The 22,552-nt window shown below is 67.5% G+C and carries 24 protein-coding genes; 7 read left to right on the forward strand and 17 right to left on the reverse strand.

What is annotated here, in order from left to right; all coding sequences use genetic code 11:
• Positions 1-18: 18 nt before the first annotated feature.
• Complete coding sequence (locus R5O87_RS05655; RefSeq protein ID WP_410558093.1) at positions 19-1,368, forward strand: M1 family metallopeptidase; 1,350 nt, start codon at positions 19-21, stop codon at positions 1,366-1,368.
• Positions 1,369-1,472: 104 nt separating this feature from the next.
• On the opposite strand, the gene pheT is transcribed toward R5O87_RS05655, so the two are convergent.
• Positions 1,473-4,016: a phenylalanine--tRNA ligase subunit beta gene (pheT, locus tag R5O87_RS05660; protein ID WP_410558094.1), complete on the reverse strand. Its 2,544-nt coding sequence runs from the start codon at positions 4,014-4,016 to the stop codon at positions 1,473-1,475.
• Positions 4,017-4,018: 2 nt separating this feature from the next.
• The gene (pheS, locus tag R5O87_RS05665) at positions 4,019-5,080 is read right to left on the reverse strand and encodes a phenylalanine--tRNA ligase subunit alpha (protein ID WP_410558095.1); all 1,062 of its coding nucleotides are present in this window, start codon (positions 5,078-5,080) and stop codon (positions 4,019-4,021) included.
• Between the two features lie 360 nt (positions 5,081-5,440).
• Between pheS and R5O87_RS05670 the strand changes: the two genes are divergently transcribed.
• A complete protein-coding gene (locus tag R5O87_RS05670) occupies positions 5,441-5,971 on the forward strand; it encodes a hypothetical protein (RefSeq protein WP_410558096.1) in 531 nt (176 codons plus the stop codon).
• Positions 5,964-6,674, forward strand: a complete 711-nt coding sequence (locus R5O87_RS05675; RefSeq protein ID WP_410558097.1) for an SIMPL domain-containing protein — start codon at positions 5,964-5,966, stop codon at positions 6,672-6,674. The genes R5O87_RS05670 and R5O87_RS05675 overlap by 8 nt, the downstream gene beginning before the upstream one ends.
• Here the strand turns inward: R5O87_RS05675 and pcp are convergent.
• Positions 6,627-7,322 carry a pyroglutamyl-peptidase I gene (gene pcp, locus R5O87_RS05680; protein WP_410558098.1) on the reverse strand — a complete coding sequence of 232 codons (696 nt, stop codon included), beginning with the start codon at positions 7,320-7,322 and terminating at the stop codon, positions 6,627-6,629. The genes R5O87_RS05675 and pcp overlap by 48 nt on opposite strands.
• Before the next feature lie 82 nt (positions 7,323-7,404).
• Here pcp and R5O87_RS05685 point away from each other — a divergent pair, with 82 nt between their 5' ends.
• A complete protein-coding gene (locus R5O87_RS05685; RefSeq protein ID WP_410558193.1) occupies positions 7,405-8,544 on the forward strand; it encodes an Rv2578c family radical SAM protein in 1,140 nt (379 codons plus the stop codon).
• Positions 8,545-8,630: 86 nt separating this feature from the next.
• Here R5O87_RS05685 and R5O87_RS05690 read toward each other — a convergent pair whose 3' ends face one another.
• Positions 8,631-9,089: a (deoxy)nucleoside triphosphate pyrophosphohydrolase gene (locus R5O87_RS05690; protein WP_410558099.1), complete on the reverse strand. Its 459-nt coding sequence runs from the start codon at positions 9,087-9,089 to the stop codon at positions 8,631-8,633.
• 128 nt (positions 9,090-9,217) lie between these two features.
• Between R5O87_RS05690 and R5O87_RS05695 the strand changes: the two genes are divergently transcribed.
• Positions 9,218-10,423 carry an MFS transporter gene (locus R5O87_RS05695; protein ID WP_410558100.1) on the forward strand — a complete coding sequence of 402 codons (1,206 nt, stop codon included), beginning with the start codon at positions 9,218-9,220 and terminating at the stop codon, positions 10,421-10,423.
• Positions 10,424-10,488: 65 nt separating this feature from the next.
• Here the strand turns inward: R5O87_RS05695 and R5O87_RS05700 are convergent, their stop codons facing one another.
• Positions 10,489-11,442 carry a cation diffusion facilitator family transporter gene (locus tag R5O87_RS05700; RefSeq protein WP_410558102.1) on the reverse strand — a complete coding sequence of 318 codons (954 nt, stop codon included), beginning with the start codon at positions 11,440-11,442 and terminating at the stop codon, positions 10,489-10,491.
• A gap of 229 nt (positions 11,443-11,671) precedes the next feature.
• On the opposite strand from R5O87_RS05700, the gene R5O87_RS05705 reads away from it, so the two are divergent.
• Positions 11,672-11,947, forward strand: a complete 276-nt coding sequence (locus R5O87_RS05705) for a GlsB/YeaQ/YmgE family stress response membrane protein (protein WP_076798106.1) — start codon at positions 11,672-11,674, stop codon at positions 11,945-11,947.
• Positions 11,948-12,219: 272 nt separating this feature from the next.
• On the opposite strand, the gene R5O87_RS05710 is transcribed toward R5O87_RS05705, so the two are convergent.
• The 4 genes from R5O87_RS05710 to infC all read right to left on the reverse strand — a co-directional run bounded on the left by R5O87_RS05710 (position 12,220) and on the right by infC (position 15,041).
• On the reverse strand, positions 12,220-13,116 hold the full coding sequence (locus tag R5O87_RS05710) for a TrmH family RNA methyltransferase (RefSeq protein ID WP_410558103.1): 897 nt from the start codon (positions 13,114-13,116) through the stop codon (positions 12,220-12,222).
• Between the two features lie 53 nt (positions 13,117-13,169).
• Complete coding sequence (rplT, locus tag R5O87_RS05715) at positions 13,170-13,625, reverse strand: 50S ribosomal protein L20 (protein WP_314195606.1); 456 nt, start codon at positions 13,623-13,625, stop codon at positions 13,170-13,172.
• Between the two features lie 117 nt (positions 13,626-13,742).
• The gene (gene rpmI / locus R5O87_RS05720) at positions 13,743-13,937 is read right to left on the reverse strand and encodes a 50S ribosomal protein L35 (protein WP_076798109.1); all 195 of its coding nucleotides are present in this window, start codon (positions 13,935-13,937) and stop codon (positions 13,743-13,745) included.
• 117 nt (positions 13,938-14,054) lie between these two features.
• Positions 14,055-15,041, reverse strand: coding sequence for a translation initiation factor IF-3 (infC, locus tag R5O87_RS05725; protein ID WP_410558104.1), 987 nt, complete (start codon positions 15,039-15,041; stop codon positions 14,055-14,057).
• A 383-nt stretch (positions 15,042-15,424) separates the two neighbouring features.
• Here infC and R5O87_RS05730 point away from each other — a divergent pair, with 383 nt between their 5' ends.
• Entirely contained in the window at positions 15,425-15,811 is a 387-nt protein-coding gene (locus R5O87_RS05730; RefSeq protein WP_003798723.1) for a DUF1844 domain-containing protein, read from the forward strand.
• Between the two features lie 140 nt (positions 15,812-15,951).
• Here the strand turns inward: R5O87_RS05730 and R5O87_RS05735 are convergent, their stop codons facing one another.
• The 8 genes from R5O87_RS05735 to R5O87_RS05770 form a co-directional block, all read right to left on the reverse strand.
• Positions 15,952-17,250, reverse strand: a complete 1,299-nt coding sequence (locus tag R5O87_RS05735) for an MFS transporter (protein WP_410558106.1) — start codon at positions 17,248-17,250, stop codon at positions 15,952-15,954.
• Between the two features lie 59 nt (positions 17,251-17,309).
• Positions 17,310-18,170 (reverse strand): SseB family protein, encoded by an 861-nt coding sequence (locus tag R5O87_RS05740; RefSeq protein WP_410558194.1) that lies wholly within the window; start codon positions 18,168-18,170, stop codon positions 17,310-17,312.
• 90 nt (positions 18,171-18,260) lie between these two features.
• Complete coding sequence (priA, locus tag R5O87_RS05745; RefSeq protein WP_087873510.1) at positions 18,261-19,007, reverse strand: bifunctional 1-(5-phosphoribosyl)-5-((5-phosphoribosylamino)methylideneamino)imidazole-4-carboxamide isomerase/phosphoribosylanthranilate isomerase PriA; 747 nt, start codon at positions 19,005-19,007, stop codon at positions 18,261-18,263.
• A 91-nt stretch (positions 19,008-19,098) separates the two neighbouring features.
• A complete protein-coding gene (locus tag R5O87_RS05750; protein ID WP_306922126.1) occupies positions 19,099-19,257 on the reverse strand; it encodes a hypothetical protein in 159 nt (52 codons plus the stop codon).
• Positions 19,258-19,995 carry an imidazole glycerol phosphate synthase subunit HisH gene (gene hisH / locus R5O87_RS05755; protein ID WP_410558108.1) on the reverse strand — a complete coding sequence of 246 codons (738 nt, stop codon included), beginning with the start codon at positions 19,993-19,995 and terminating at the stop codon, positions 19,258-19,260. It lies immediately after the preceding gene.
• Entirely contained in the window at positions 19,992-20,618 is a 627-nt protein-coding gene (gene hisB / locus R5O87_RS05760) for an imidazoleglycerol-phosphate dehydratase HisB (RefSeq protein ID WP_003798736.1), read from the reverse strand. The genes hisH and hisB overlap by 4 nt, the downstream gene beginning before the upstream one ends.
• Positions 20,619-20,677: 59 nt before the next feature.
• The gene (locus R5O87_RS05765) at positions 20,678-21,796 is read right to left on the reverse strand and encodes a histidinol-phosphate transaminase (protein WP_410558109.1); all 1,119 of its coding nucleotides are present in this window, start codon (positions 21,794-21,796) and stop codon (positions 20,678-20,680) included.
• Between the two features lie 147 nt (positions 21,797-21,943).
• Positions 21,944-22,294 (reverse strand): LysM peptidoglycan-binding domain-containing protein, encoded by a 351-nt coding sequence (locus tag R5O87_RS05770; protein WP_410558195.1) that lies wholly within the window; start codon positions 22,292-22,294, stop codon positions 21,944-21,946.
• Between the last annotated feature and the right edge of the window lie 258 nt (positions 22,295-22,552).

Below are 22,552 nucleotides of genomic sequence, written 5' to 3' on the forward strand. Positions count from 1 at the left end.
CTAAGGAAGTCACGCAGAATGAGCTCCGGAGAATCGCCCGGCCCGGCCGCCGTCCTCTCCGCCGGCGCCACGGCCACCGGCGACCCCTACGTCCCGGGCCACGGAACGGATGCCTACCGCGTCCTGCACTACGAACTGGAGCTGGACTACCGGCTCGCAAGCAACCGGCTGTCCGGCCGTGCCGTACTGGCCGCCGTGGCAGAACGCCGCACGTCCGCCGTCGTACTCGATATGACCGGACTGCGCGCCCTGAAGGTGCAGTTGAACGGGGTCCGCGTGCGGAGGTTCACGCAGCGGGCGGAACAGCTGGTGGTGCACTGCGAACAGCCCCTCGAAGCGGGCGCCGAGTTCAGCCTCGAGATCCGCTATGACGGCAACCCGCAGCCGCGGCGGGGGCTGTGGGGCGAGGTGGGCTGGGAGGAGCTCACCGACGGCGTCCTCGTGGCCGGCCAGCCCAACGGAGCCCCGTCCTGGTTCCCGTGCAACGACCACCCGCGGAACAAAGCCAGCTACCGCATTACCGTCACTACGGACGCCGGCTACCGCGCCGTGTGCAACGGGCTCCTGGTGGGACAAACCATGAGGTCCAGCCGCCAGACCTGGGTCTATGAGCAGCGTGAACCGATGGCAACGTATCTGGCCACCATCCAGATCGGCCGCTACGGGCTGATGCGGTTGCCGGACTCGGCCGGCGTACCCCAGTTCATTGCTGCACCTGCGGAACTGGTGGCCCGGGCAGAGACCGCGCTGGCCCGGCAGGAAGCCATGATGGGCACCTTCGTGAGCCGCTTCGGCCCGTATCCTTTCCCGGAATACACGGTGGTGGTCACCGCCGACGAACTGGAAATTCCGCTCGAGGCCCAGTCGCTGTCCATCCTGGGGCGCAACCACCTGGATACCGGGTGGGAGTCACAGCGCCTGATCGCACATGAGCTGGCCCACCAGTGGTTCGGGAACTCGCTGACGCTGGGCACGTGGAACGACATCTGGCTGCACGAGGGGTTCGCCTGCTACGCGGAGTGGATCTGGTCCGAGGAAGCCGGCGTGATGCCCGCCCACGAGCGGGCGCTCGCAGCCTGGCGGCGGCTCAAGGCCGGCGCGCAGGACCTCCTGGTGGGTGATCCCGGGCCCGAGCTGATGTTCGACGACAGGGTCTACAAGCGCGGGGCGCTGGCCCTGCACGCCCTGCGCCGGCGCTGCGGCGACCTCGCCTTCTTCGCGCTGCTGCAGGAATGGACCCGGACACACGCCCACAGGTCCGTGTCGACGCCCGAGTTCATCCTCACGGCCGACCGCGTCACGGGACTGGACACGGAATCGCTGCTGCATCCCTGGCTCTACGAGGAAGCCCTGCCGCCGCTGCCGTGAAGTGCTTCCGGCCCTGAGTTTCCCGCGGTCAAAGATTCGGGGCATAAAGAAAGACCACGCCAGACGGCGTGGTCTTTCCTTATGGTCAGCTATCGCTGAACTCTTTATCGCTGGACGGCGCCAAACCGCTCGGCTGCCGTGGCGACGGCGCGCTCCCGCGCCTCCGATGCCTCGTCGGCCGTCAGGGTCCGGTCGGTGGCGCGGAACCGCAGGCCGAAAGCGAGGGACTTCTTGCCGTCCTCGATTCCCTTCCCGGCGTAGACGTCGAACAGGGCGACGTCCTCGAGCAGCTCACCGGCGCCTTCACGCAGGGCTGCCAGCACGTCGTCGGCAGGGACGTCCTGCGGCACCACGAGGGCCACGTCTTGCGTGGCCACCGGGAAGGTGGAGATGTGGCGGGCCACCACAACGTCGGCAGCCGCCTCGAAGAGGGCGTCCGCGTTGAGCTCCAGCGCGACGGACCGCGCCGGCATGTCGTGCGCGGCCAGGAGCTTGGGGTGCAGCTCGCCGGCGTATCCCACCACCTCGCCGGAGCGCAGCGACAGCTGCGCGGCGCGGCCCGGGTGGAAGGCCTGATGCCGGCCCTGGGTAACCACAAGCTCCACGCCCAGGACGTCACCGGCCAGGCGGGCGATGTCCAGCGCGTCGGCCCAGTCCCACAGCCGCGGCGCGTGGCCGGCGGCAGCGGGCGAATCATGGCCGGTCAGGACGGCGGCGACGTGCAGCGGCTGGTCCGGAACGCCGTCGTACAGTGCATCCAGCACCTCATCGCTTGGCCTGACGCCCAGCGGCGGAATGGACGGCGTCCCCACGGTGTCACCGGGCAGGAACACCAAGCCGGCTTCGAAGACGGCGAGGTCACGGAAGCCGCGGGAGTGGTTGCGCTTGGCGACCTCCAGCAGGCCCGGCAGCACCGATGTGCGCAGGTACCCGTGCTCCTCGCTGATGGGGTTGGCGAGCTTGACCGCACTGCGGGGCGCACCCTCCTCAGCCACGCCAAACGTCTCGTTGGCGGCCTTCGACACGAAGGGGTAGGCCAGGACCTCGGTCAGGCCGGCATCCGCCAGGGCCTGGACCAGGCGGCGGCGCTGCTGCTGCACGCGGGTCAGGCCGCGGCCGGGAGGAGCCACCGGCAGCGTCGCGGGGATCTGGTCGTAGCCCACCAGGCGGGCCACTTCCTCGGAGAGGTCCTCCTTGGTTTCCAGGTCGTTCCGCCAGCTCGGCGCGGTGACGGTCCAGCCGGCACCGGTCTTTTCGAGAACGGCACCGAGGTCCTCGAGGGATGTGACGATCTGCTCTTCGGTGAAGTCGATGCCGATCCGGGCGGCGGGGAAGTCCGCCGGCAGTGCGATGGTCACGGGATCCGGCGCGGTCCCGACGTCGGTGCCCGCCTCGTCGGCGGTTCCGCCGGCAAGTTCCACGAGAAGGTCGACGGCGCGCTGGGCCGCGATGTTGGCGACCTGCCAGTCCACGCCGCGTTCAAAGCGCTTGGAGGCTTCGGACGGGAGCTTGTGGCGCCGGCGCGAACGGGCGATGGAGACTTCCTCGAAGTGGGCGGCCTCGATCAGGACAGCCGTGGTGGCGTCGGAAACCTCGGTGGACGCACCGCCCATGACGCCGGCGACGCCAATAGGTCCGGAGGCGTCCGTGATCAGCAGGTCCTCGGGGTCAAGCGAGCGTTCCTTGCCGTCGAGGGTGGTCAGCTTCTCCCCCGCCACGGCCCGGCGCACCACAATGTCGCCGGACAGCTTGTCCTGGTCGTAGAAGTGCAGCGGCTGGCCGAGTTCGAGCATCACGTAGTTCGAGATGTCCACGGGCAGGGAGATGGACCGGATGCCGGCCAACCGAAGCCTCGAGGACATCCACGGCGGGGTGGGCCGGGTGGCGTCCACACCGCGGACGGTGCGCGCCACGAAGCGGTCGCAGCCGGGCTTGCCGTAGATCGGCGCGTCGTCGTTGATCTTGACGCCGTAGCCGCCGGAGAGGACAGCCGGTGCGTTGACCTTCGACGCGGGATCCGTGAACATGGTGCCGGTGGCGTGGGCGTATTCGCGGGCCACGCCACGGATCGAGAAGGCGTAGCCGCGGTCCGGGGTCACGTTGATCTCGGCGGCCTGGTCGTAAAGGCCCAGCAGTTCCATGGCGTCGGTCCCGATCTCGGGGTCCAGGCCGATCCGGGAAAGGACCAGGATGCCGTCGTGGTCCTCGCCGATGCCCAGTTCGCGGACCGAGGCGATCATGCCTGCGGACATGTGGCCGTAGGTCTTCCGTGCCGAAATGTGGAAGTCGCCGGGCAGGACGGCGCCCGGCAGGGTGACCACCACCTTGTCGCCCTCGACGAAGTTGTGGGCGCCGCAGACGATGCCCTGCACGCCGGACGGATCGATGCCCTTGCCGGTCAGGGTCTGTTCCTGCCCCTCGGGGACGACGCGGACCTGGCACCAGTTGATGGTCTTGCCGTTGGACTGCGGTTCCTTGACCAGGCTCAGGACCTGTCCGACCACGACGGGGCCTCGCAGGGCGTCCGTGGGGCGGTGGACCGCTTCCTCTTCGAAGCCGACCTTGACCAGCTCGGCCATGACGTCTTCGGCCGTGGCTCCGGCCGGTACCTGCGCGAATTCACGCAGCCAGGAAAGTGGGATACGCACCGTTAGATCTCCATCCCGAAGTGCTCGCTGAAACGTACATCGCCCTCGATCATGTCGCGCATGTCGCCGACCTCGTTGCGGAACATGAGCGTCCGCTCGATGCCCATGCCGAAGGCAAAACCTGAATAGACGTCCGGATCGATGCCGGCGGCCCGCAGGACGTTGGGGTTGACCATGCCGCACCCGCCCCACTCGATCCAGCGCGGCCCGCCCTTGGCGCCGGGGTGGAAGATGTCCAGCTCGGCGGACGGCTCGGTGAACGGGAAGTAGTTCGGGCGCAGCCGGATCTGGGCCTCGTCGCCGAACATTTGGCGGGCGAAGTGCTCCAGGGTTCCGCGGAGGTCAGCCATGCTGAGCTTCTTGTCGATGGCCAGGCCCTCGACCTGGTGGAACACCGGGGTGTGGGTGGCATCGAGCTCGTCGGTGCGGAACACCTTGCCCGGGCACAGCACGTAGATGGGCACCTCCCGCTCCAGCATGGAACGGACCTGCACCGGCGAGGTGTGGGTGCGCATCAGCAGGTGTGCTTCGGGCGGCTCCACGAAGAACGTGTCCTGCATTTCGCGGGCCGGGTGGTCCGGCTTGAAGTTCAGTGCGTCGAAGTTGAACCATTCGGATTCCACCTCGGGCCCTTCGGCGATTTCCCAGCCCATGCCCACGAAGATGTCCGCGACGCGGTCCTGCAGCGTGGACAGCGGGTGGCGGGCTCCGGCCCGGCGGCGGCGCGGGGCTGCCGTGACGTCCACGGTCTCCTCAACCAGGATGCGGGCGTCGTTTTCCGCTTCGAGTTCGGCGGTACGGTCCGCGAGCGCCTTGTTAACTCGGCCGCGCGAAGAACCCATCAGCTTGCCGGCGGCGGCCTTCTGGTCCTTGGGCAGGCTTCCGATCCCACGGTTGGCCAGGCTGAGCGGCGACTTCTCACCGGTGTGGGCCAGGCGGACTGCCTTGAGTTCATCGAGCGTGGACGCGCCGGCAATGGCGGCGACGGCCTGGTCCACGGCGGCGTTGATGGCGGTTTCATCCAGAGGGTTCGGGACGGCGGCGCCCGGCAAAGTTTCAGTCATCTACTGTTCTTAGCTACGAGTCGGGTGGTGCCAGCGGCCGGTGCAGCCGCGCCGGTTACCCCGGCCGCGCGTCCGTCGCTGGCACGTCATTGCAGAAAGTCATCCAGGGACGCCGCCAAAGACGCCATCCAAGGACAAGGGCAGGCTCGCCGGCGGGTGGCCGGCAGGCACTGTTCCCAGTCTAATTGACAGCACCGGGCTAATTGACAGCGGACGCTGCGGGGGCGCCTGTATTGCGCGGGGATGCCTGTATTGCTCTGGCACCCGCCGCTAGCATGGCCTCATGATGCTTGGCCCACAGATGCAAGGCCCACCGATGAAGGTCCTCGGATGCGTGGCCCTCGGATGCATGGTCCAGTGATGCTTGGCCGCCGAACGGGAGGCCCGCTGACGCGAAGACAGCGGCTGCGGCAACTCGCCAACGTGCTGAATGCCTCCACGCCGCTGGGCCTGGTGCTTGCAGGGCTGGCCGGCACCCGGACGTTCCGGGGTCCCCGCGGCCTGATTGTGGCCACCGGCTACCGTTGGCGGCTGCCGGTGGCCGGCGCTTTCACTGTGGGCAACGTGGTTATCTTCCGTACGGACGCCGACGCAGCTTTGACCGGACGCACGCTCCTGGAGCACGAGGAGCGGCACAGCACCCAGTACGCGTGGTGCCTGGGACTGCCCTTCCTGCTCTTCTATTTCGCGTCCGCTGCCTGGTCGGCCGTGCGGTACGGCGATCCGGCGTCGGGAAATCCCTTCGAGCGGCATGCCGGCCTCGAGGCCGGCGGCTATGTCGACCGGCGGCTCCAGGACAGGATGCTGTGGCTTGACCGGAGGCGCGGGTCTGACCGGAGGCACAGTTCCCACCGAAGACCGATGTCTGGCCGGAGGAACGGGCATGCCTGAGCGCACGGGTATGAGTGAACACACTGCCCCGGCGAACGCCCGGACAGTCACCGTCACGGGCTTCGGGACCGCCGAGGCCGCACCGGACCTGCTGACGCTGTCGATTGGCGTGGAATGCCGGCGCGACAACGCGGCTGACGCCTATTCCGCCGCGGGAGCGGCGTCCGCTGCCGTCACGGGCGCACTGCGCAGCCGGGGCGTGGGGAACCGGGACATCAGGACGTCGGGGCTCAACGTCCGCGCCGACGTCGTCTGGCAGGAGGGCCGGGGCCAGCAGGTCACCGGCTACGTGGCATCCAGCATGCTCAGTGTCCGGCTACGTGATCCCGCCGCGGGTTCGGCGGTCATCGCCGCGGCCGTGGAGGCAGGCGGCAACGATGTGCGCCTGGACGGCGTGCAGCTCGGTTTTGCCGATGCCGCAGCCGTGATGGCACTGGCCCGCGACGCCGCCTGGGCCGATGCGCGGGCAGCAGCAGCCCAGCTCGCGGCGCTGGCGGGCGCCGGGCTGGGTGAAGTGCTCTCGGTCCGGCAGAACCCGGTTCCGTCTGCACCCATTCCGGTGGGCGGGATACAGCGGGCCTTCGCCGCCGACTCCATGACGGTCGAAACCGGTGAATCCAGTGTCAGCACCAGTGTCACGGTTGAGTGGCAGCTGCTAGTGGATGCGGCCGGCGGCGAGCGCGACGTCGGCGGGCCGGGTTAGCTCGGATGGCTGGGTTAGGTTGGATGGCCGGGTTAGGTCGGATGAGTAGCTAAGCGAGGTCCGGACGACTGCGGCGATCGCCTCTGCCATCGAGTCCACCGTCAGCGAGGGGGCGCCGCTCCCCTGCTCCACCTGGTCCGGTGCGAACGGCACGTGCACGAATCCGCCGCGGATGCCCGGACGGGATGCGAGCTCATGCATGAGCGCATAGAAAGTGTGGTTGCAGACGTACGTTCCCGCCGTCTGCGAGACCTCGGCCGGAATCCCTGCCTTTTCCACGGCAAGAAGGGCTGCCTTGACCGGCAGCGAGGTGAAATAGGCAGCCGGGCCACCCGGTACCACCGGCCGGTCCACGGGCTGGTTCCCCGCGTTGTCCGGGATGGGTGCGTCGTCGCAGTTGATGGCAACCCTTTCCAGGGACACCCGCGCACGGCCGCCGGCTTGCCCGATGCACACCACCAGTTCCGGTTCCAGCTCATCGAGCGCCTTCCGCAGCGCGTTCCCTGCGGCGCCGAACACGCACGGCAGTTCCACCGCCTCCACTGCGAGACTTTCTGCCCGGAGCAGATCCCGCGCGGACAGTGCGGCCGCCCATGAAGGATTCATGGGCTGGCCGCCGAAAGGTTCAAAGCCGGTGAGCAGGATCACGGACCCAGCGTAGCCGCCGGACCGCAGGAAACGCCGACGGCGGACCTTGACTTAAGTTCGAACATACCTTCGAATGGAGGACATGAGATGGGACGCGCAGGCACTCAAACCGGCACAGGAAGAAATGCCCGGGACTGCACCGCTGCTGCCCCTCGCGGGCCTGGTGCGGTCCGTGTCCACGCCCGAGTTCGCCGGCGTCACCTTTCATGAGGTCACCGCCAAATCGGTGCTCAACAAGGTGCCCGCAGGCTCCCGGATGCCGTTCGAGTGGACTGTGAACCCGTACCGGGGCTGCAGCCACGCATGCGTCTACTGCTTCGCCCGCAAGAGCCATACCTACCTGGACTTCGACGCCGGGCTCGATTTCGACAGCCAGGTGGTGGTGAAGATCAACGCGGCCGAGGTGCTGCGCAAGGAGCTGGCCAAGCAATCCTGGAACCGGCAGCAGGTGGCACTGGGCACCAACACGGACCCCTACCAGCGGGCGGAGGGCCGGTACCGGCTGATGCCCGGCATCATCGGTGCACTGGCCGATTCCGGAACCCCGCTGTCCATCCTGACCAAGGGCACTTTGCTGGCGCGCGACATTCCGCTGCTGAAGCATGCCGCGGCACAGGTGCCGGTGGGGATCGGGATCTCGCTCGCCATGACGGACGAGCAGCTCTCCGAGGCCATCGAGCCCGGCACACCCGGACCGCGGGCCCGGCTGAAGCTCGTGTCCAGGCTCCGTGAGGCCGGGCTGCCCTGCGGGGTGATGGCCATGCCCATCCTGCCGTGGCTCTCGGACAGCGATGAGGCACTGGATTCGCTGTTCGGCTCGCTGGCCGCCGCGGGTGCCACCGGCGTCACGGCGGGAGCACTGTATCTGAAGCCGGGCACCCGGGAATGGTTCATGCAATGGATCGCCGCCCGGCACCCGGAACTCGTGGGCCGCTACCGCAGGCTGTACGGCACAGGTTCATACGCCTCCAAGGAATACCGCATCTGGCTGGCCGGCAGGGTCCGTTTCTTCAAGGCCCGGCACGGCTTCTCCAACTCGCACGGGTTCAGCCACCGGGACGTCGATGACCACCAGGCCGACGATCCCCGCGGCGAGGAAGCAGCCTACCCGCAGGGAAGCATTCCGCACCGCCGCACAGGCCAGCAGGTGCCAGGCCAGACTGCGCCAGGCCAGCAGGCCCACCACAGCACGGCCCGGGCGGACCAGCCCACACTGTTCTGAGCCCGCGGTACCGCTGCACCCGGGCGCCGTCCTGCGTGGAGCCGTCCTGCGTGGAGTAATTTCCCTTGGCGCTAATTCCCTTGTTGTTAATTTCCGGGGACGGAGCCGGCACGGCCTGCGGAGGCGACGCTGGCTAGCAGGGCCTCGACGATCGGGAGATCGGCCGGGATCCAGGGCAGGCTGAGGGCTTCATCAGCTTCGCGGATGCTGACCCACCGGAGTTCGTCGTGGTCTTCAAGCGGCCGAGGCTCGCCGTCCGCCACCTCCGCGAACCACACGCGCATCACGGCCTTGGCGTTCAAAGGCCACCCGGCCGGCTCCGGCGCCGCCAGCTCCGCCCCCAGGACGACGTCGATGCCGAGTTCCTCGCGGAGCTCCCGGTGCAGTGCGCTCTCGGGGGCTTCCCCGGGTTCCACCTTCCCGCCCGGGAATTCCCACATGCCGGCAAACTGCGGAGGCGCCGTGCGGCGGGCCACGAGCAGCCGGGCGGGAGCGGAGAGCGAGTCCAGTACGGCCCCGCCGACGACGTTGATCAGTTCAGTCACCGGTCCAGTCTATGAGGGCAACGCCTCGGCCCTCCGCCGGAATATCCATCCCGCCGCGAAGCTTGTTAAAATCAGACATAACAGTGGCAACGAAGCCTACTCCGTAACCCCCTTCGAAAAGCAGGCACATGACTTCCACTGTCCAGGCTCCGCGCACGCCCAAGTCCACCACTCGCATCGGTCCCGCCATCCTGGCCCTGGCCATGGGCGGCTTCGGCATCGGGGTCACCGAATTTGCCATGATGGGGCTGCTCAAGGAGGTCGAGGCCGGACTGCGGATCAGCACTCCCGAGGCCGGCCACCTCATCTCCGCCTACGCCCTCGGCGTCGTCGTCGGAGCTCCGGTTCTTGCCGCCGTCGGCGCGAAGCTGCCGCGCAAGTTCCTCGCACTGGGCCTGATGCTGTTCTTCAGCGTCGCCAACCTGTCCTCGTTCGTCGCCCCCGATTACGCGAGCATGCTGGTCTCCCGGTTCGCCGCCGGCCTGCCGCACGGCGCGTTCTTTGGTGTTGCCGCCGTGATCGCCGCATCCCTGGTGGCGCCGACGAAACGGGGCTGGGCCATCTCCATGGTCATGGCGGGGCTCACCGTTGCCAACGTGGTCGGTGTTCCGTTCGCCACCTGGCTCGGCCAGACCTTTGGCTGGCGGCTGCTGTTTGTCCTGGTGGGAGTGCTGGGTCTGGTGACACTGGCACTCATCTGGAAGTTCGTTCCGTTCCAGAAGGCGCATGCGGATGCCAGCATCCGCAGGGAGCTGGGCGCCCTGAGGCGGGCACAGGTCTGGCTGGCGATCCTCATCGGCATCGTGGGCTTCGGCGGGTTCTTCGCCACGTACACCTACATCTCCCACACGATGACCTCCGTTGCCGGGATGCCCGCGGCCCTGCTGCCGTTCGTGGTGGCCCTGTACGGCCTGGGCATGGTGGCCGGCAACATCGTCGGCGGCCGGATCGCGGATAAGTCTGTGATGGGGACGATCTACCGCGTCCTGCCGGGAATCTCCGTCGCCCTTGTGGTGTACGCCGTGGCCGTGCACTGGCCGTGGTCAGCCTTCGTGATGGTATTCGTAGTGGGAGGTGCCGGGTCCATGCTGGTCCCGGCCCTGCAGACCCGGCTGCTGGACGCATCCCCCGATGCGCCGTCGCTGGCGTCCTCACTCAACCACGCTGCGCTGAACGTCGCCAACGCCCTGGGGGCTTTCCTCGGCGGCGTGGTGATCGCCTGGGGCTGGGGCTATGTTGCGCCCGCCCTGGTGGGTGCCGTCCTGGCCATTCTCGGCCTGATGGTGGCCCTGCTCAGCGGCCTGCTGGAACGCAAAAAGCCGCTGGCCCCGTAACAGGAGTTACGGAGCCAGCGGCCCAACGTGCAGGGGCCGGCGGCCCAACTTCTTATTTCGGGCGGCTACGCGCCGGAGTCGCCCGCGAGGGCGGGCCCGCTGGCCACCTCTGCACGGCGGATGTCGGGTTCCAGGTAGATGACCCGCGCAATGGGAACTGCCGAGCGGATCCGTGCTTCGGCGTCGTCGATGGCCTTGGCAATACCCAGCCCGGAATCACCGGCTCCCACGCTGATCTTGGCTGCCACGAGCAGCTCCTCCGGACCCAGGTGCAGCGTCTTGAGGTGGATGATGGCGGTGCCGTCCGCCTCGATGGCGCGCCGGATGCGGCCGACGTCGTCCTTGGTGGCAGACTCACCCAGCAGCAGCGACTTGGTCTCCATCGCCAGGATCACGGCAATCGACACGAGCAGCAGGCCAATCATGCCGGTCCCGATCCCGTCCCAGATGCCGTCGCCTGTCAGCAGGGTCAGCCCCACGCCGAACAGGGCGAAGACCAGGCCCAGCAGGGCGCCGAAGTCCTCGAGCAGGATCACCGGAAGCTCAGGCTGCTTGGCTGTCCGCACGAAGCTGATCCAGCCCTGGCTGCCGCGGATATGGTTGGCTTCGAGGATGGCCGTCCGGAATGAGAATCCTTCGGCGACGATGGCACCCACCAGCACGGCCAGGGGCACCCACCAGAAGTCACCCTCAATCGCGTGCGGGTGCTGGATCTTTTCCCATGCCTCGTACAGCGCGAACAGGCCGCCGACGCTGAAAAGCACGATGGAAACGATGAACGCATAAATGTACCGCTCGCGTCCGTAGCCGAACGGGTGCTCCGGGCTGGCTGCCCGCTGGGCGCGCTTCCCGCCGACCAGGAGCAGGACCTGATTGCCGGAGTCGGCGACCGAGTGGATGGCCTCGGCCAGCATCGATGAGGACCGTGTCAGCAGGAACGCGACGAACTTAAGGACGGCGATCGTCAGGTTGGCGGCCAGCGCCGCAACAATCGCCTTGGTACCGCCATTTGCAGCCAAAGGAGGCTCACCTCTTTACGTGGTATTCAACGGATGGGACAGGGCGGGATGGGAACCGCCGTCTAGTAAATACCGTACCCGTCCGGCCCCGAACAGACACCGCGCACGGTCTCCGGACGCCACGAAAACCAAAAACTAAGCCTGCTGACAAAGAAACGCGCGCTGTGTTAGCTTGAAGCCATATCGGGACTGATAAGAATCGATCCCGACGAATATGAAGGAGCAGACAATGGGTTTTCTTGCTTGGATTATTCTCGGCCTGATCGTAGGCGCAATTGTTAAAGCCGTCATGCCCGGACGGGTTGGCGGCGGCTGGGTCACCAGCCTCGTTCTCGGCGTCGTTGGCGCCATCGTTGGCGGCTGGATCGGCAGCCTTCTCTTCGGCAAGGGTGACCTGGCGTTCTTCGACCTTGGCACCTGGATCCTCGCCATCATCGGCGGCCTCGTAGTCGCAGGTATCTACGGCGCCATCACCGGCCGCAACCGGACCACCCGGGCACCATAACCGGCCAGGACCATAGGCACTGGGCCTCAACAAACCCGGGCCCACTGACAAGCCCAGGCCCTTAACAGACAAACAGACAGGAGCGGGGGCCCACCATCACGGTGGGCCCCCGCTCCTTCATGTATGACGGCCGCCCATGCCGGAGGGCCCCTGCGTTCGAGTGGAGTTTTTGTCCAGATGTCGCGAGTTGGAGGGCCTCCAGCGGCCGATATCTGGACAAAAACTCCTGAGCTGAGGTGGGAGCCCCAGAGTCGGGGTGGGAGCTCCAGAGGCTAGGCGGGCTGCTGGGACCTCGCGCTGGCGTACAGGCAGACGGTGGCGGCGGTGCCCAGGTTGAGGCTCTCGGCGGCGCCATACACGGGCACCGCCACACGGTGGTCGGCCAGGGCAAGCTCGTCCTCGGAGAGTCCCTGGGCTTCGTTGCCAAAGAGCCAGGCTGTGGGGTTCTCCAGGGCGTAGTCCGAGCCGGCGGTGGATGCGCCAAGCCTGCGCGCCGCGTTCTCGTCCTGCAGCCGGTCAAGATTCAGCTGCCCGTAGCCGTCCGCGGCGAGTACGCCGATCCCCCGGTCCCTGCACAGCGCCACCAGCTCATTGACGTCCGCGCCCAAAACGACGGGCAGGTGAAACAGGGAGCCGGCCGTCGAACGGACCGCCTTGGGATTGTAGATGTCCACGCTCGATCCGGTCAGGACAACCGCATCGGCACCGGCGGCATCTGCGGCGCGAAGCACCGTCCCGGCATTGCCGGGGTCCCGGACCTGGCACAGCACGGCAATCAGGCGGGGCCCGCCGTCGAGCACGTCCGCCAGCGCGACGTCCACGAAATCACACACCGCAACGATCCCCTGCGGGGAGACGGTGTCCGCCATGGCGGCCAGGACATCGTCCGTCGCGAGCCGGGCACTGGTTCCCACGGCCAGTTCCTCGAACTCGGGGTACCTGTCCAGGCAGGCCTCGCTGGCGTACACCTCGCGGACGATGCCCGGCTGGCCGACCGCAATCCGCTTGCCGTGGAGCACCAGGGCTTCACGTACCGCCTGGGGTCCCTCGGCCAGGAACTGGCGGCGCTTTAAACGGGCCGGGCGCCCTGCAAGCTTTGCCACATCCCTGACCCGATCTGCGCGGGGATTGGAGAGTGGAAAGTCTTGCGGGCGCCCGGTTTCGTTCATATAAGAAACCTTAGTGGCTGTTGCCACCGGTCCTTGAACTGGGAGCTGTCTGCTTACTCAGCAGCTGCAGCGGCCGGCTTCTTCGCAGCGCGTGCGCGGGTAGCCTTGGCCTTCGGTGCAGCCTCAGCCTTGGCGGCCGGAGCGGAGGTGTCAGCAGGCAGGGAGTCTTTGGCGACCTGGACCAGCGCAGCGAAGGCGTTGGCGTCGGAAACGGCGAGCTCGGCCAGCATGCGGCGGTCAACCTCAACCTCAGCAGCCTTCAGGCCCTGGATCAGACGGTTGTACGTCAGGCCGTTGGCGCGGGATGCAGCGTTGATGCGCTGGATCCACAGGCGGCGGAAGTCGCCCTTCTTCTTCTTGCGGTCGCCGTAGCTGTACACAAACGAGTGCAGCAGCTGTTCTTTTGCCTTGCGGTACAGGCGTGAGCGCTGCCCACGGTAACCTTTGGCGCGTTCGAGGACAACCCGGCGCTTCTTGTGGGCATTTACCGCCCGCTTCACACGTGCCACGTGCGTACTCCTTCAGAATTCTTGTCCCAAGCATCTTTTGCCGGTTATCCGGCTGGCCTGAGAAGGCTTTATTGGTGGGTGGCTGCTGCCTGACGGCGGCAGCCTAAGAGCTTGGAACTAGATGCCCAGCATCTTCCGGATGACCTTGGCGTCGCCCTTGAAGACGATCTTGTCGCCGGCGAGGCGACGGGTCAGGCGGGTGGACTTGTGCTCAAGGTAGTGGCGGCGGTTGGCCTGCTGGCGGCGCAGCTTGCCGGTACCGGTCAGCTTGAAGCGCTTCTTAGCACCACTGTGGGTTTTCATCTTCGGCATGGGAACCGATCTCCTAACGTATCCGCAGACCATGTCTGCAGTCTTTCGCGCAGCCGCCCCGGGGGACGGCGTGCTGGTTGCTGGCTGCCTGAAGGGGATGCCTTCCGCAGTTCTGAACTAGTTGGTCTTCTTGCCTGCCGGCTTCGGCGTGGGCCGGGGTGCAGCTGGACGTGCCACCGGCTTCGGCGCAGCGGGCCTGGCCACCGGCTTCGGCGGGGCAGGCACAGCTGCAGGCTTCGGCGCTGCCGGGGCAGGCGTTTCGGCCTGCGGAGCCTTGGGCGCAGGTGCCTGGGCAGCAGCCTTCGGCGCCGCGGGTGCCGCCGGGGCAGCAGCCTTGGGTGCAGCCGCCTTGGGCTCGGCGGGCGCTTCGGCAGGTGCCGCAGCCGGAGCTTCAGCGGCCGGAGCAGCCTCAACTGCCGGAGCCACGGCCTCAGCCGGAGCTTCCTGCGTTGCCGTTGCCTCGTCGGCGGCGTCCGCAGAAACCTTGAAGCCCTCCGGAAGGAGGTCGCCCAGCGACTGCGTCATCGGCGCCTGGTCCTTGCCGGAGACATCGACGCGGGCGGCGGCCTTGGCTTCGTTCTGGGCCTTGGCCTCGGCACGCTGGGACGCGCGGCGGGCTTCGGCCTTTGCCTCGGCCTTGTTCTTCAGCGGACCGATGACCATGACCATGTTGCGGCCGTCGATGCGCGGGCTTGACTCCACGACACCAACTTCAGCCACGTCCTCAGCGAAACGCTGCAGCAGGCGCAGGCCCATTTCGGGGCGCTGCTGCTCACGGCCGCGGAACTGGATCATGGCCTTGACCTTGTCCCCGGCTCCGAGGAAGCGGAGGGCGTGGCCGCGCTTGGTCTCGTAGTCGTGGGTGTCAATCTTCAGGCGGAACCGGATTTCCTTCAGAACCGTGTTGGTCTGGTTCTTCCGGGCCTCACGGGCCTTGACTGCGGCTTCGTACTTGTACTTGCCGAAGTCCATCAGCTTGCACACCGGAGGCTTGGCCTGCGGTGCAACTTCAACGAGATCCAGGTCGGACTCGGCAGCCAGACGCAGGGCATCCTCGATACGGACGATCCCTACCTGTTCGCCGGCAGGGCCGACCAGCCGCACCTCAGGGACGCGGATACGCTCATTGATTCTTGGCTCGCTAATGTTAAAGCTCCTGTGTTTGTAATGGGTGTTCCACCGACAAAATAGAGAAGGCCCCCAATTGCCGGAGCAATCGAAGGCCTCAAAGATCGGATGTGCACTTCCCCGGGGGGACTGCACGCACTCCACCGGACTCCTGCCCGGTGAACCGCCCGACCGTTACCCGGCAACCTTGCTGCCCTGAACCTTCCAGGGAAAACGGCTGACGCGGGTGGGAGAGAACTCCGCTTGCAAACTGAGTATCAATTCTACAGAAAGATACCCGCATACCGCACATTTGCGGCAGTGGGTCTCATACACGGCAAAATAACGACATCCAGTCGGTCTGTGACAAGCTTACCAGTATGAGCACTCCAGACAGCAATTCACACGTCTACCAGGCGCCCGGCGCCGGGGACGACGTCACGCAGCAAATCCGCGACATCTCCGAAGTTCCCGCGATCGAGGTCATCACCACCGCCGCCGTGCACCTCATGAGTGCCTCCGCCGTGAAGCTTGGCCTGGCCGCTGAGGAGAACGCCGCTGAGCTGAAGGACCTGGACGAGGCCCGCAAGCTGATCACCGCCCTCGCCGGCCTGGTGACGGCAGCCGCCCCGGAGATCGGTTCGCAGCATGCCGGTCCCTTGCGCGATGGCCTGCGCTCCCTGCAGCTCGCCTTCCGCGAAGAATCCATCATTCCGGATCCCCCGGGCAAGGGTCCCGGTGAGAAGTTCACCGGTGCAGTGAACTAGGGATTGACGTCCGACGGCGGCGGGCCGGCTCTTCGGGCCGGCCCGCCGCCGTTGTTTGTCGTGTTTGTCGTGCGACCGTCCCGGGTGACCGTCCCCGCGGTGACGGTCAGGAGGTGCTGTCCGTCAGGGGCTGGCGTCCGTCAGGGGGTGCCGGCGCGGCGCCGGCGCTGCTGCAGGACGAGCCCCACGACGCACAGCAGCACGCCTGCCACGCCGACGGACACGAAGCCTCCCGCCGGCCCGATACCGTCGATGAACAGCCCGGCCAGCGGAGCCCCCAGTGCCACACCGGCGGTCAGCGCGGACCCGTACCAGCCCATGGCCTCGCCCCGCCTTTCCTCGTCCACCAGTTCGGCAACCTTCTCGGAGGCCGCCGAAAGGACCGGCGCGCAGAGGAGCCCCGGCAGCAGCGACAGCAGACTGAGGGTCAGGGTGTCGGTGGCGAACCCCATGGGAATGGTGAGGGCCGCCATGCCGAGCAGCAGGAGGATCGGGGAAACGGGCCGGTGCATGGCCCCGTACACGAGGCCGCCGATCACCGACGCCGCGCACCAGAAGAGGAACACGACGCCGATCTCGCCCTGGTGGCCGCCGGTCTCCAGCGCGGCCACGATGCCCACGTCGGTACCGCTGAGCACCATGCCGGCGCCGGCGGCCACCGCGAACACCGCAGCGACACCGGCGGTAAACCAGGCGAAGCTGTGGGCCACCCTGCGTTTCAGGGCTGCCCGCCGCCTGCTGCCCGCAGCCGCCGGACCGAGCTCAGCCGCAGCCTCCTGCAGGTGTGCCGGCGCCGCGGCCACAACGGCCACCTCCGCAGCCTCCTGCTCGTCCGCCTCGCAGGATTCGGAGCGGACCGGACTGCGGGTGGGCGGGTTGAACCACATCAGGAAGAGCCCGGCCAGCGACGTCGAGACACCGACGGCGGTCAGCCCAAGCACCGAGTGGCCGCTCGTTGCCACCACAGCACCTGCGGCCGGGCCGATCATGAACACCAGCTCGGTGCTGACCGCATCCAGGGCGAAGGCGGTCCTGCGCTGGTCGCCGTCCGCCAGGACCCCGAGGGACTGCCGCACCACGCTGAAAATGGGAAGCGTCAGCAGGCCGCCCACGAACACGAGCGGCAGCAGCCACTGGTAGGACACGTGCGGCACGATGGACCAGATGACGGTTTCCGAAATCACTGAAGGTATCAGCGCAGTGCGAAGGCCCGCCGTGTCCACCCGGCGTCCGCGCCAGGGTGCGCCGAGCGCGATGCCGATGGTCATCACGGCCGCTGCCGTTCCTGCAGCGGCATAGCCCTCGCCGAGGGTCAGGACAATGTGCAGGGTCAGCAGCACGCCCGCCGCCGAATGGGGGATGCGGGCGATCATGCCGACGGCCAGGAGCCGCCGTATGGGCCTGACGGCCAGCAGCTCCCGGTACAGGGTGAAATTCACAGGTGGGTCCTCGGTTCAGCCGCCGGACAGCAACTGAACGGACCTCCACCGGTCGGCGGTTACTGCGCGGCGCGCCTTAGTTTGACTTCGATCGAATCAACGCGCTCACCAAACAATACATTCCTGCTCCACTCGGCCTGGAGGCCGGCAACGAGGTTCTGGACCGCAGCGGCGTCGAGTCCATCCTCCAGGTAGAGCACCACCCGCAGCTCCGGTCCGGCTCCGCCGCCTTCGACCCGGCTGCCGGAGGCTGTGGCAGTGGCCACTCCCCCGCCGGGAAGGACGTCGAGTCCGCGGACCGCGGGTTCGCCTTCGGCTCCGGCGCGAAGCACTGCTGCGAGCTCGCTGTCCTGGTAGGCGGGCACCCACTGCCGCTGCTGGGCGAGGGCCCAGACGCCAGGGCGCCGAACCACGAAGGTAACGTCGGAACCAGGGTCCACGACGAGGAGCTCGGCCCCCTCGGAGACTGCTGACAGCGCGGCCCTCGCGGCGTAAACGGCCACGGGCCGTGCCTCCGGGTGCCACGCCGCCAGGGCTGCGGCCGACGTGAACACCGGCATGGCGAGCCGGCCGTCCGGCGCCTTGAGCGTCACCAGCGCCATGTCCGCCTGCTTGTCGGCGTGCACGCCGTGAGCCCCCTCGGCTTCCTCCGCCAGCTGCGCCACTACGGGGACGAAGACGCGGGCGGTAGCCAGCGAGGCAACCACCGCGGCTTCGTCTCCGTCGCCGGCGACGAGGGCGGCGACTGCGGTGAGGTAGCCGGCGTCGGCCGTGCCGTCGTCGTCCTCAAAATTGTGGATCTTGGCGTCCTCGCCGGCGAGGCTGCGCCCGGCCCAGGGCTGGCCCGCCGAATCAGTGGCGCCGCCCGCTCCGGCGAGGGCGGCCTCGATGTGACCGGGCAGCCGGCGTGCCGGCGGCACGTCCGTGCCCGAAACGCCGGCGCCCGGTACACCCGGGTCCGGTACACCGGGGTCCGGGGAATTGTGCTGGTGCTCGGTCACGGCCGTGCCTTAGCGGCGGCCGGCGACGTCGAGGGCTTCGGGCAGGGTGAAGGCGCCGGCGTACAGGGCCTTGCCCACGATGGCGCCTTCGACGCCGAGCGGCACCAGGGAGCGCAGCACCTTCAGGTCATCGAGGCTGGAAATGCCGCCGGAGGCCACCACGGGCTTGCCGGTCTTCTCCACCATCTGCCGCAGCAGTTCAACGTTCGGTCCCTGCAGCGTGCCGTCCTTGGTCACGTCGGTGACAACGTAGCGTGCGCAGCCGGCCTCTTCGAGGCGGCCCAGCACGTCCCAGAGGTCGCCGCCTTCCTTGGTCCAGCCGCGTCCGGCCAGGGTGGTTCCCCGGACGTCGAGGCCGACGGCGATCCGGTCACCAAAGCGGTCGATGGCCCGTGCCGTCCATTCCGGGTTCTCCAGGGCCGCGGTGCCGAGGTTGACCCGGGCGACGCCCAGGTCCAGCGCCTTTTCCAGGGACTCGTCGTCCCGAAGCCCGCCGGAAAGCTCCACCTTGATGTCCAGCCGGCCCACCACTTCGCGCAGCAGGTCCGCGTTCGAACCGCGTCCGAAGGCCGCATCCAGATCCACCAGATGGACCCACTCCGCGCCCTGCTGCTGCCAGTTCAGCGCTGCCTCCAGCGGCGTTCCGTAGCTCGTTTCGCTGCCGGCCTCGCCCTGGACCAGGCGGACAGCCTGGCCGTTCACGACGTCGACAGCGGGGAGCAGTTCAAGTACCGGCAGCTCGTTTTGGCTGGTCATCGGCGGTTCCTCAGTTCTTGTAGGCGCTCTGGTTCTTTGAACCCTGTTCCCGTGCGCGGGTTCTTCTGCGGGCGCACGGCGGGCTGGATGGTTATTTGCCGGGGAGGGTCAGCAGGTAGGCGGCCAGCAGCGACATGGCAGCCAGCACGTAGAACCCGATCTGGATCCAGAGCGGCTTGCGCTGCTGCCTGAAGGACAGGCCGCCGCCTACCAGGAGGCCGGCCAGTCCCATCAGGAGAATTGACCACATTTAGGCGTCCGCCGCCTGCCGGGAGTGCGGACCGCGGAGCCCGTCGACCCAGTTCCTGAGCAGCCGGGCACCGGCGTCGCCTGACTTTTCCGGGTGGAACTGGGTGGCGCACAGGGGGCCATTCTCGACGGCGGCGATGAACGGGGCGCCGTGCTCTGACCACGTGACCAGGGGCGGCGCCATCCGGGGCTGGATGACGTCGAAATCCCAGTTCTGGACGCCGTACGAGTGCACGAAGTAGAAGCGCTCATTCTGGACACCGTCGAACAGCCTGGATCCTTCCGGGACCTTGACAGTGTTCCATCCCATGTGCGGCACCACTTCGGCGGGAAGGAGCTCCACCTTGCCGGGCCACTCGCCCATGCCTTCGGCTTCGGTTCCGTGTTCCACACCGGCTTCGAAGAGCACCTGCAGGCCGACGCAGATGCCGAGCACCGGACGGCCGCCGGCAACGCGGCGGCCAATCATCCGGATGCCATCGACGGCCTTGAGTTCGCGCATAACGGTTTCGAAGGCACCGACGCCGGGCACGACCAGGCCGTCAGCGTTCAGCACGTCCTCGGGCTTGGAGCTCAGGATCACCTCGGCACCGGCGCGTTCCAGGGCACGCACGGCCGAACGGACGTTGCCGGAGCCGTAGTCCAGGACGGTGACGGTGGGCTTGCCCTCCGGGGAGGCCGGCTTCAGCGTGGCCGAGGGGTCGATGATCGCGCCCTCGCGCAATACCTTGCCGGTCACAATGCTCCCTTGGTGGACGGAATGCCTTCGACGCGGGGATCCGGCTCGACGGCCGCGCGCAGTGCCCGGGCGAAGGCCTTGAACTGGGCTTCCACGATGTGGTGCGGGTCCCGGCCGGCGATGACGTTCATGTGCAGGCAGATGCCGGCGTGCAGCGTGATTGCCTCGAAGACGTGCCGGGTCAGAGATCCCGTGAAGTGGCCGCCGATCAGGTGGTACTCCTGCCCCGCGGGCTCGCCGCCGTGCACCAGGTAGGGCCGGCCCGAGACGTCGACGACGGCGTGTGCAAGAGCCTCGTCCAGGGGCACGGTGGCCTCGCCGAAGCGGCGGATGCCTGCCTTGTTGCCCAGGGCGGTGCGCAGCACCTCGCCGAACGTGATGGCAACATCCTCGACGGTGTGGTGGACGTCAATGTGGGTGTCCCCGGTGGCCTTCACGGTCATGTCGATGAGTGAGTGCTTGCACAGCGCCGTCAGCATGTGGTCGTAGAAGGGGACCGAGGTGCTGATGTCCGACACGCCGGTGCCGTCGAGGTTGATCTCCACCAGCACGGAAGATTCGCTGGTGGCACGCTCCATGCGTGCAGTCCGTGCCTCGGCAGCCTTGATTCCGGTGTCGCTCATGGTGATAGATGTCCTTTGACGAAGGATGGGGGCGGACCTGACCTGGTCCATGTTCAAGTTTAGGCCGGAAGTGCAGCTTGCCGGGCCAGGATGCTTTCCAGTGCTTCCAGGAAGGCTGTGGTTTCCGTCTCAGTGCCGGCGGTGACCCGCAGGTGGCCGGTGATGCCGACATCCCGGACAAGCACCCCCGCGTCCAGGAGTTCCTGCCAGACCCCGTGGGGGTTCTCCAGCCCGCCGAAGAAGACGTAGTTGGAGTCGGAGGCTGCGGGCCGGAGGCCCATCCGGGTTAGCTCCGCGACAATCCGGTCGCGCTGGCGCTTGATGTCCTGGACGTCGGCCATGAGCGCCTCGCGGTGCTGCAGCGCGGCCAGGGCGGTGGCCTGCGTGACGGCCGAGAGGTGGTACGGCAGGCGCACCAGCCGGAGGGCGTCGGTCACCTCCGGGGCGGCGGCCATGTAACCGAGCCGGGCACCGGCCAGGGCGAATGCCTTGCTCATGGTCCGGGAGACGATGAGCCGCTCCCGGCCGGGCAGCAGGGTGAGTGCGCTCGGCGTGCCGTCGTGCGCGAACTCGTGGTAAGCCTCATCCACGACAACGACCGCCTGGCTGGCCTCGCCCGCCTCGTAGACGGCTTCCACCACATCCAGGCCCAGGCCGGTGCCGGTGGGGTTGTTGGGCGAGCACAGGAAGACGATGTTCGGCTGGAGTTCGCGTACCTGGCTCGCGGCCGACTCGGCGCTGAGGCCGTAGTCATCGGCGCGCTTTCCGGCGATGTAGGCGGTGTCCGTGCCGCTGGCGAGCAGGGGGTACATGGAGTATGTCGGCGGGAAGCTCAGGAGCGACCGGCCCGGGCCGCCGAAGGCCTGGAGGATCTGCTGGAGCACCTCGTTGGAACCGTTGGCCGCCCAGAGGTTGTCCGCGCCGAGCCCGTGGCCAAGGTATTCCGCCAGGGCTTCGCGAAGTTCCGTGAATTCGCGGTCGGGATACCGGTTGAGTCCGGTGGCGGCCTCGCTTACCGCCGCGGTGATGGCCGCCCGCACGTCGGCGGGCACGCCATGCGTGTTCTCGTTGACGTTGAGCAGGATCGGAACGTCAAGCTGCGGGGCGCCGTAAGGGGACAGCCCCCTCAGGTTGGTCCGCAGGGGCAGTCGGTTCAGTCGCTCAAGCTGGTCAGTCACCTAGACAGTTTAAGTAACGCAGAGGGCTGGCCGGAAACTGTGACGGTTCCGGGCACCCGCAGAACCGCGCGCCTGCTTGCGCACGGGGCGCTACTTGTCGGGCACGGGGCCATTGTTGGGCAGGGCGTTACTTGGTTGGGCCGGGCGTTACTTGTTGGGCACAAACAGCTGCTGCCCGGGCATCACCTTCCCGGCCTGAAGGTCATTGAGCTGGACGATGTCCGCAATGACGTCCCGGGGGTCGCGGTCCGGGTCGACCTTTCCGGCGATGGCCCAGAGTGATTCACCGGGCTGCACAGTGACCGAAACCGTCGGCGTGACGGACAGTCCGCTGGCACTGTCCGCAGCCTTCGCCGGCGAGTTGAGGAGCCCGGCCAGCGACAGGATCACGGCGGCGAGCAGGACCAGCGGCAGCCCGATCAGGACAATCCGGCCACGTCGGGTGAGCCGAAGGCGCGGCGGCTTGCCGGGCCGGGAAGCTGCACTGGAATGGTGCATGCTGCCGGACCGGTGCGCGGCGCGGGACTGGGTTGCTGCTGCGGTTGAAGCTGACATGGCGTGAGCCCTCCTGGACCAAGTTGTGCTGCCTCGCGTTCGAACAAACAGTTCGAACACCGGGCTATCAAGCGGCCCTCACTAGAACACATGTTCGAACTTTGCTTTTCCTAGTTTTAGCACCTATCAACGAATTAAGTCGAGACTCGCTAGAACAAATGTTTGAAAAAGCCGTATGGCTGGCCTACGTTGGAAATCACA

This window comes from Arthrobacter globiformis (genome assembly GCF_046536215.2).
GTDB lineage: Bacteria > Actinomycetota > Actinomycetes > Actinomycetales > Micrococcaceae > Arthrobacter > Arthrobacter globiformis_E.